Raw genomic sequence first — 9076 nt, 5'->3', positions numbered from 1 at the left:
GTAATACAACAGGGAACATGCTTGACAATGAGACTGAAATTGTGGAGTGAATGAAATACGATAGGCCTGTTCCCGGGGGTGGGGAATATTCATGACCCTGGCCTGGGGAATATGGTGACCCGTGAGACTCGATCAGAATGAATAAGAAGTCCTGGCCCCGGGTTTCTTCTCCTACATGCCTCTGCGAGCGCGTTCATGACCAATGATTTTTTCATGCGACTATCCATCGACCACCCAACGATAGCACCATCATAAAGGTCAAGGATTCCTGCCAGATACAGCCATCCTTCATCTGTATCGAGATATGTGATATCTGAAAGCCATTTTTTATCCCTAGAATCAGAGGTAAAGTCCCGATTTAAAAGGTTTTCTGCAACAGGCAGATTATGATTTGAATCTGTCGTTGCCTTGAATTTCCTTTTTACCTTTGATCTGATGCCGTTTTTCCTCATCAGACGGGCAACCATTCCCTTGCTGGCAGGAATACCTGCCTTATTGAGCTCTATTGTTATTGTTGGTGCCCCATATATCTTATGGCTTTCTTCGTGGATTATCTTAATCATCTCCAATACATGTCTCTGACGTTTCGTGCGCTCGCTCTCGGGACGTCCTAAAAACGCATAATAACCGCTCCTGCTTATCTGTAATGTTTGGCACATCTTTACAACCTCAAAATGGGAGCTATATCGCTGTACTGCGCGATATTTCACTTCTGGTTTTTCGCAAAGAAGGCCGCGGCTTTTTTTAGGAAATCATTTTCCATCTTTAAATCTGCGTTTTCCTTTAAAAGCCTCCTCATTTCAGCGTCCGAAGCGCTTTGATTCCCTGACCCAGGGAAAGATTCCTCTTTCTTCTCCTTATATTGCCTAACCCAGTCTCTGACAGTGGTATAATGAACCCCCAGATCTTCGGCCATCTTCTTAATCGTCGATTGGCCATTCAGGATCATTAAAACAGTCTCTTCTTTGATTTCTTTCCCGTATTTCATTTGAAACATCTCCTTGGATTTTTATTATCCCAGGGGATGTTCTCTGTGTCTACTAAAATGAGGCAACGTCAAACAATATATCAAGCATGTCCCTGTTTTTTCAGGAAACCCTAATTAATTTTATTCTTTGAATAATGAACCTCTCCAAGAGCAACACCTAATACTCTGAAATCATTATCGAAACCAATATTTTTTGGTATAAATGTTTTGGATACTTCAATTCCAATAATTATATTTTTGTCTTTATATTTTTTTACGCAATAAGTCCGATCCTGAATTTCGGGTTTATCAAAATGGAGTGTATCAATTAATGAATTATCGATATATATTGAAACATTTAATCCTTTTTTGTGATCAATACTATATTCTGGTGCCATAATTGCTATATTAATATAATCATCAATGACTAACGATGTTAAATATCCTTTTTTTGTAACCCAACGCCAGCTTCTTCCATTCCAATTTTCAGGTGGATAAATACCTTGCTCATTCTTATTACTATATGGCCACCAATAGCTAGCGAGTTTTGCTTTATATCCATTACTGCCAAATGTCGCATTTTGAACTCCAATTATGAATAAGATTGTGCAAAATAAAAGTATAACATACGTTATTTTCGTGCTTTTTTTTGATATACTATAACCATACTTTATTGATAATGATAAAAGGCATGCAAGATATGTTGTTACAATCCACATGACATCAGGCGATATTATATGTGGACCTGTAAAATATAGGAACATCCAAATAAGCATTGTAGAAAAACAAATACCTCCAATCAACCGATCTCTGACATTATCTATCCTTGTACTAATTCTGGTAAATATGAATAAGGGAAGAATATGCATAAACAAATTAAGAACCATCGCGAATAATCCCAATTCGGATGCAACCTGTAAATATTGGTTAGCGGCATTATCAAGTAGCATCTCAGGTTCCTTGTTTTTATACCTTATATCACGAACCGTTGAACAGAACATACCTGCCCCAGAACCTGCAAAAGGATAAGCTCTAATTACCTTAATAGACTGTTTAGCATAATCGAATCGGTCTCGGTTGGCTTTTGCAATAAATAATTCCAGACCACCTACCTTGTAATCATGATAATGATGATAAATTTGATTCATCAATGTATTCGGAATGATATCTCTTTTAGTACAATATATCGACATGGAAATAAATAAAATTACCAATAGAATAATTACCGAAAAACTTGTTCCGATAATAATCAACAATTTCCTTTTTGAGACATTCATGGTCCAAGCCATAATTATGCCCGACATGGAAACAAACATAATAATTCCAATGAAAGAAGTTCTTTGGCCTCTAAACATTAAAATCAATAATAATAAAACTGTCATCATGATATAGAAAATTTTTAATGTTTTTTTCTTCATAATTATTATCCCCAGCAAAAGGAGGGGAAATAAAAGATATAGCAACAGTCCAAAGGAACTTTGATCACGGCTCAAACCACTAATAGATGTTGGATTAGCAATAATATATGTATCAAATAAAATCTGAATCACCGCAAAACATAATGAAGGTATAAACAATATAGGAATTATGACCAGAGCAATGTCAAATTTTTCATATGCTACAAACAAAGAGATAGCTGCAATAAAACCAATTGGGAATAATACATACATTATAGATAATAATTTATTATTCTCTATTGCATTAGTTGGATATGCTTTATAAGTATCAATATATGATGCTGGATCTAGTTGCCCAAGTGATACATAGTGCATACTAAATGATATTATTATCCAAATTATATAGACAATTGACACTAATAATAGTAACTTAAGCAATTCATTATTAGAGTGCTTTTTCATCAGGAAAAAGCATATAGCAAGTGAGAAAAATATTAATACTGGAGCAGCACTAGATATATATCGAGCTAAATACAGAAATAGAATTGAATTCACAATAAACAATAATTGAATATTGCGATCAGTCAAACGATGAAAATTAATAAATAATCTTTTCATTGCACTCTTTGTAATTTTCGTTAGCATATAGATTGTTACCGGCATAGCCTGTGTTTAATATTTACAATTAACAAATATTATCCTTTAGTTGATCAAGTCATGCTGGAACTACATTTTCTACCAATTCCAATCAAAATTGATTCATTATTCAATAGATATATTAAACATTCACATGCCTCAAAGGCATCCTTGAAATACAACCCGCAATTGTTTTCTACGCAATACTGCTTCAAGCCATTGTTTTGTTCTGGCACCACCAAGGGGATATTGATATCAAGAAATGGCTTTATCATATCCTCTTTAATATGCTCGTCAACGACCCATAAAATTTTAGCTTTTTGGATCTGGTCACGATCTATCCATTCGTCCAGAACAAATCGGGTCCCCGTAAAGCATGGATCGCTGTCATATTTTACCAGATTGATTGCCTCGTTGCATTCATCCATCATTCTTTTTCCGACACACACGACCAATCTTTCTTCGGCTGTATCGCCGGCCGATAATTCGTCAGTGTATAAATCGACGATCTCCCGCACCTGGCTCTGGAATGTCCTGGCTGCTATTGTATTAAATGCGGCCAGGCCGAATTCCCGTATTTTTTCCGGGGCCATGATAAAAAACATCATCTTGTTGTATAAATCCCTTACATCTCCCGGCTTGAACAGGAATCCGGAAACGCCGTCATCAATCAACTCCGGGATCCCGCCGATGTTTGACGCTATTACCGGGATTCCCGACGCCATGGCCTCCGTGATGGTCACCGGCTGGTTTTCGGGCCAGATGGAGGGCAGCACGAACACGTCGGTATCCCCCAGGACTTCGCCGATGCGGCGATTGTCCACCTTCCCCCAAAAAGCGACCTGTTTACTTTTTCCGTATCTGCGGGCCTTTTTCTCCAACTTTTTCCCTTGATCGCCCTCTCCCACAAGATTGATCCTTATCGGTTCCTTCTTTAAAAAATGCAGGGTGTCAATCAACACATGAACTCCCTTGTGATGTCCCAGATATCCTATATAGGTAAACCGTATCTCCCTTGATTCCTTTTTTGTTATGGAGCTGAACTTTTCAATATCAATGCCGTTCCATATGACACTGAATTTTTCTCCGGGGAAACCGGCGCGAATGTAATTATCCGCGATGTACCGGCTCGGCGAAATAAATCCGTCAACCTCGTGTAGTTGAAACATGAAAAAGTCCTTTCTCATTGCGATGGGGATTCTTCTCTCGCAGCCGTCATTGACATAACGCAGGCATGATTCGCACCCCTCAAAGGTGGCGCAAATTTCCGAATTATTTTTAAGAATCGTATTTTTACAGCAAAAGCCCCAATTGTCATGGAGGGTGATGAAGGTCTTGATCCCCTTTTTTCGCGCTATATGAATGATCCCCAGTGAAAGGCCCATGACATTGTGGATATGGACAACGTCAGGATTGAATGATTCCGCCAATTTCTTAAAATGAACCTCTATTTCCCTGTGAGAAAAATTAAAATAATCCGTGCTGTAATCCTCGTTTTCCAGCGCGACGCGGTATACCGTCAGACCTTCGTAATCATCCTCATGGATGGAATAGCGCGGACCGAGGCCCCGCGTATCGCCGGCGAATACGATCACATCGTGGCCAAGGCTTTTCATCGCCTTCGCCTGATGGTGCGCGATTACCTCCGCCCCTCCTATGAAATTCGGCGGATAATAATTGCTTACAATGATGATCCTGAGGGGCCCTGGATTACGATGCGCCTCAGGTAGTCTTTTCGCGCCTCCTGAGACATCCATCTCACCCGGTTTCTTTTCCGGTATCGACGTGGCTATGCATGTCTCTGCGCAATGGCGCGGCGTGCCCGATCTTATATCTTCAATCATCTCAACAAGCTGCGGCCCTATCCGATCGTTTTCATAATTCCTGTAGTTATTGATGCCATTGCCGATCAACGCGCCTCTCAGGTTGGTGTCCGTGGCGACCCTGCGGATGGCCCCGGCGAACAATCCGTAATCAAGCTCATCGATTGCCACCTGCCCCTGGCCCAGGGTATCGGATATGACGGAAGTATTCCACGCTATCACCGGAAGGCCGTTGTACTGGGACTCAATGATGGGGACACAGAAGCCTTCATGTTCCGACATCAGCAGGAACAGATCCGACGACTTGTAGTAAGAATAGAGATCCTCGAAGCTGACGTAATTATGTATTTTTATAATGTCAGTGAGTCCGTACTGCGCGATCATATCGGCTATTTCGTCGTAATATGACCGGAGGCTGTCGCTGACGCTTCCGACGATATTCAATACGATTCTCGCGTCATACAATCTCGTGTATTCGTATATTGTTTTTACCAGATGTACGTGGCCCTTGTTGGGGGCGAAACGGCCCACGAACAGAACGTACACGGTATCCTTTTCTTTTTGAATTACCCGCTTCAATTCAACCAGGGAAAAATCATTGACCCTGTGCAGGGGAGGAACGATCGAGGACTTCGTTGGATCGATCCCGTAATTATCGATCAAATCCAGTTGATTATATTTTGAATCTGCCGCGTACCAATCGAATTTGCCCTTGCCGATGAGCCGCCGGGTCTGTTCCCTTCCCTTTTTCGTGTTGTTGTATAGCTCCACGCTGTAGGGCGTAAAGAATTCGGGCGGGGTGATATTATGATATTTCATTACTATCATGCACCGGGCCCTGTCGATTATCGTCTCCCCGAAATCCCAGATATAGGCATGATGGAATATCATCAGGTTGTCTTTGGTCTGTATTAATTCAAATAATCGTTCTTGATCTACAACAACCTCCTTCAGTTCGTCGTCGCACCGCTCGGCGTACAGGTATACGGTAAAGCCTCGTTTTTTCAGGAAATGGTAAGACTGGATGATGTCATTCCCCACGGCATCCGTCGAAATTATCCCATGATATGGAATGATGATATTCATGAATTGAATTACCGAATGGATTTTTCTATGACCTGAAACACCAGATCATTATGGCGGCCCGGCCGCAGCGGGCCCTTTCTCTTTTCCGGCAGGAGCAGGGCGAAGCCCAAACCTCCCCACATTTCGTTCGGAGTGGCCATGGCGCCGGGGACAAAATCAATCTCAACCATGTGCACATAGGGCGACGAGTCCCAGGGAGAATCGATCATCCCCTTTCTGCATCCGGGATTGAAGCTGTCATGGAGGATGACGATGGTCGGCCCAATCGGTTTATATTTCAGGAGGATCCTGATATCTTTCATAACCCCTTTCGTTGAATGGTCGCCGTCGATCAGGATGAGGTCAACGGGCGTATTCCGCTTCTGCAGATCTTCGAGCAGGCCGGCGAAGGTCACTTCGGACGGCCCGGTGATGAACTGCACATTCTTCATGTATGAATACCTGGCGGGGATATCAGGATCGATGTCTATTGAATAAATTTTTTCCGCGTATTGCGCCATGAGGGAGAGGCTTCCTCCCTGGTAGGTGCCGACCTCGATCACCACCCGGGGCTTTATTGAATAAAGAATCCCCTTCAATGCCAGCCGCTCCGAATGGTTCATCTGCCAATTCTCTGTCAGGCAGCCCCCATAAAGAATATCATCGATGGCATTGCCGCCGGCGCTCTTTTTTTCGGCTTTGAAATTCTTCATTGCTGTGATAATGTTCATGGCGTATTCTTCCCATGTCTTGATTTTTCGCGATATTGCTTCGTCGAACAACCCTTCATACAGGTCCCTGTCCGTAGAGAGCCGGTAGATGGCATCGCATATTTCCTCTATATTTTCCACATCCACCGCCAGGCAGCCGCCGTCCCGCGCCAGCTCTCCCATGACGCCGTCTTTGGAGCAGATGCAGGGCCTCCCGTGCCAGATGCTTTCAACGATGGGCATGCCATATCCCTCGATCAACGAAGGATACACCGTAAAAGCCGAATCACGGTATAATGTTATCATTGTGTCATCATCGACGACTTTCAGCCATTTGATTCTTGTATTCCTGTTGCACAGGTTATCCACATAACCGCTTATTTCACTCTCGTTGAAATATGTCGCCCCCACCAGGACCAGCTTCCAATGCACCTCGGGATGCCGTTGTTCCAGCAGCAGCAGCGCTTCCAATAAGCGTTTATGGTTCTTTCTCGGCTCCAGGGTTGACACGCAGAGGATGCAGAATTCCTTTGAATTCCATTGATATGGGTCCCTGTTGCGAGGGGCTGATCCGAATTCCCCTGGAAGGAGCTCGTCCATAACCTGTGCGCTTGCTCCCTTGTTATTCCAGAAATCCGACAGGCATGAACCGCTGTAATGGGAGATGGGAAACACCAGATCCACCCCGGCCATGTTCGTCATGTACGTGGAATGGTTTGCCGCGACCCCGGCCGCGCACAGGTCCGGCCGCAGGAGGGGTATGGCGTCGTAAAATATCGACCCGAGGCTGATGGCATGACGCCTGGCGAAATCGATGATCGGCCCGAAGGAGCCCATCGCCATTTCCGGCAGGAGCAGCCATTTTATTCTTGATTGATATGTATCCAGAATGTTTTTCAATTGGATTCTTTTTTCACGGCTTGGAGAAAGATAGAGCCGATCGAACAGAACCGGTCCATTATAGGAAGACAGTGTCGCGAATTCTTCGGCCGTGGGCAGAACGAGCCCCTGCTCGGCCTCATCCCATATCACGAAAATCGGGTTGATCAGCTTTTGCAGCTCCCGGCTCAACCGCCTGGTCACCCTTAAAATTCCCGAATTCGACGTGTTTATCGCGGAGTTCGACACATCAATCATCACGCATAGCTCGTTGAATCCTTCTTTTACAACCGGATGATGATCGACACCGTTATCTATGACTTCAAGAAAATCATTGATAAACCGCCCTGTCGTGAAATATTCATGGAACTTCTTCTGGTTGAAGCTTATCACCTCGCTGTCAGGGCCCCTCCCCGTCAGGATTTCAGAGGCTTTGCGTATCAGCTCATCCTCATCCTGGCACAGGTACCATGGATGGATCACCACCTCCGGATGGGCCCCTACATCGAATACCAGCGCCGGTTTTTTCAGCCACTGCATTTCCGCGAGGGGAAGATTGAATCCCTCCCACAGGGAAAAGGATATCCCCAGATCGACCTGCGTCATTATTTCCTGCATTTCCTTGTCGCCGGGAAACCCGATCGGAATGATCGAATACTTCAAATGGGACGGGACGCTGCACGTACCCGCGTCTCCCAGCACAAGCAATATGGCTTCCGGAACAACAGCCTGTATCCTTGGCACGATCCTGAATGCGGCTTCCGAGTTTTTATAGTTATTGGTTTCCCATCTTCCCAGATTGAGTATGGTTTTGATATTGTCCTTTTTGCATTCGCGGATCAGGCTTAAACCGAAGCAGGGCGTTTCCTCACGCCAGATCGATGAATCGAGATAATCGGCCGACAGGTGGATCGTTTTTGACGGTATCGCGCCGCCGCAATCGGATATGCTCTGGGTTTTCCTGATAAAATCGCTGATGGCGATAATTTCCGAGGATTCCCGTATGCATATTTTCCTTAAAAATCTAAGCTTTTGCTGTACTTTTAGACCGAGACCGGAAAAACCATCCAGGGGCACGGCCCCATAGTCATGAAAAATAACTCTCCCGACTTTTTGCCTGAAGAAGGGTATCGACGCGTAGAAAGGCCACCCCGCAACGATTACCAGATCGGGGACGGTATCTCTATCGAATGATAAGTCCCAATTATTTTTTATCCAGTCAACGGCGCGATCATTTTGATTTATATAATCATCAATATCTACTGGAATTTCAATGATTTTATCCGCGAACGATTCAATGACTTCCCTGTCATACTTATTGGCCATAATCGAAACCGAATGGCCGTGCTCTTTCAGGCCGCGCCCGAGAAGTATGAGGACGCGGTCAACGCCAAACCTGAAAATAAAACGCTCGTTACATAACAGTATGCGCATAGGGACACTAATTTACTTGAGTCTGTCGTTTTTATTATAGAACAATTGCGACGAATTTGATATCTCATTTTTTCGACGTGATAAGTGATATATTGCATTGATTTGCTCGAAAACAAGCAAAACATGGATGTTTTGCGTAAAGCGAGGATGGTCCAGGATGGACCT

General features: G+C 43.8%; 5 protein-coding genes. All 5 read right to left on the bottom strand.

All coding sequences use genetic code 11. The features are described 5' to 3' along the window. Positions 1 to 89 precede the first annotated feature (89 nt). The 5 genes from KA369_20970 to KA369_20950 all read right to left on the bottom strand — a co-directional run bounded on the left by KA369_20970 (position 90) and on the right by KA369_20950 (position 8911). Positions 90 to 710, bottom strand: a complete 621-nt coding sequence (locus KA369_20970) for an IS3 family transposase (GenBank protein ID MBP7738459.1) — start codon at positions 708 to 710, stop codon at positions 90 to 92. Beyond that, positions 707 to 988, bottom strand: a complete 282-nt coding sequence (locus tag KA369_20965) for a transposase (GenBank protein MBP7738458.1) — start codon at positions 986 to 988, stop codon at positions 707 to 709. Before KA369_20965 ends, KA369_20970 begins: the two co-directional genes overlap by 4 nt. 110 nt (positions 989 to 1098) lie before the next feature. Beyond that, complete coding sequence (locus KA369_20960; protein ID MBP7738457.1) at positions 1099 to 2982, bottom strand: O-antigen ligase family protein; 1884 nt, start codon at positions 2980 to 2982, stop codon at positions 1099 to 1101. Between the two features lie 92 nt (positions 2983 to 3074). Next, on the bottom strand, positions 3075 to 5909 hold the full coding sequence (locus KA369_20955) for a glycosyltransferase (protein MBP7738456.1): 2835 nt from the start codon (positions 5907 to 5909) through the stop codon (positions 3075 to 3077). An 8-nt stretch (positions 5910 to 5917) separates the two neighbouring features. Next, on the bottom strand, positions 5918 to 8911 hold the full coding sequence (locus KA369_20950) for a glycosyltransferase (GenBank protein ID MBP7738455.1): 2994 nt from the start codon (positions 8909 to 8911) through the stop codon (positions 5918 to 5920). Positions 8912 to 9076 lie beyond the last annotated feature (165 nt).

The organism is Spirochaetota bacterium (genome assembly GCA_017999915.1).
In the GTDB taxonomy this organism is placed as follows: Bacteria; Spirochaetota; UBA4802; order UBA4802; family UBA5550; genus RBG-16-49-21.
The sequence above is the reverse complement of the archived record's forward strand: the minus strand, read 5'-3'. Positions and strand labels throughout refer to the sequence as shown.

Coding starts and splice junctions, on each gene's coding strand:
- KA369_20965 (MBP7738458.1), bottom strand. CDS start 988: ATGAAATACGGGAAAGAAATCAAAGAAGAGACTGTTTTAATGATCCTG.
- KA369_20960 (MBP7738457.1), bottom strand. CDS start 2,982: ATGAAAAGATTATTTATTAATTTTCATCGTTTGACTGATCGCAATATT.
- KA369_20955 (MBP7738456.1), bottom strand. CDS start 5,909: ATGAATATCATCATTCCATATCATGGGATAATTTCGACGGATGCCGTG.
- KA369_20950 (MBP7738455.1), bottom strand. CDS start 8,911: ATGCGCATACTGTTATGTAACGAGCGTTTTATTTTCAGGTTTGGCGTT.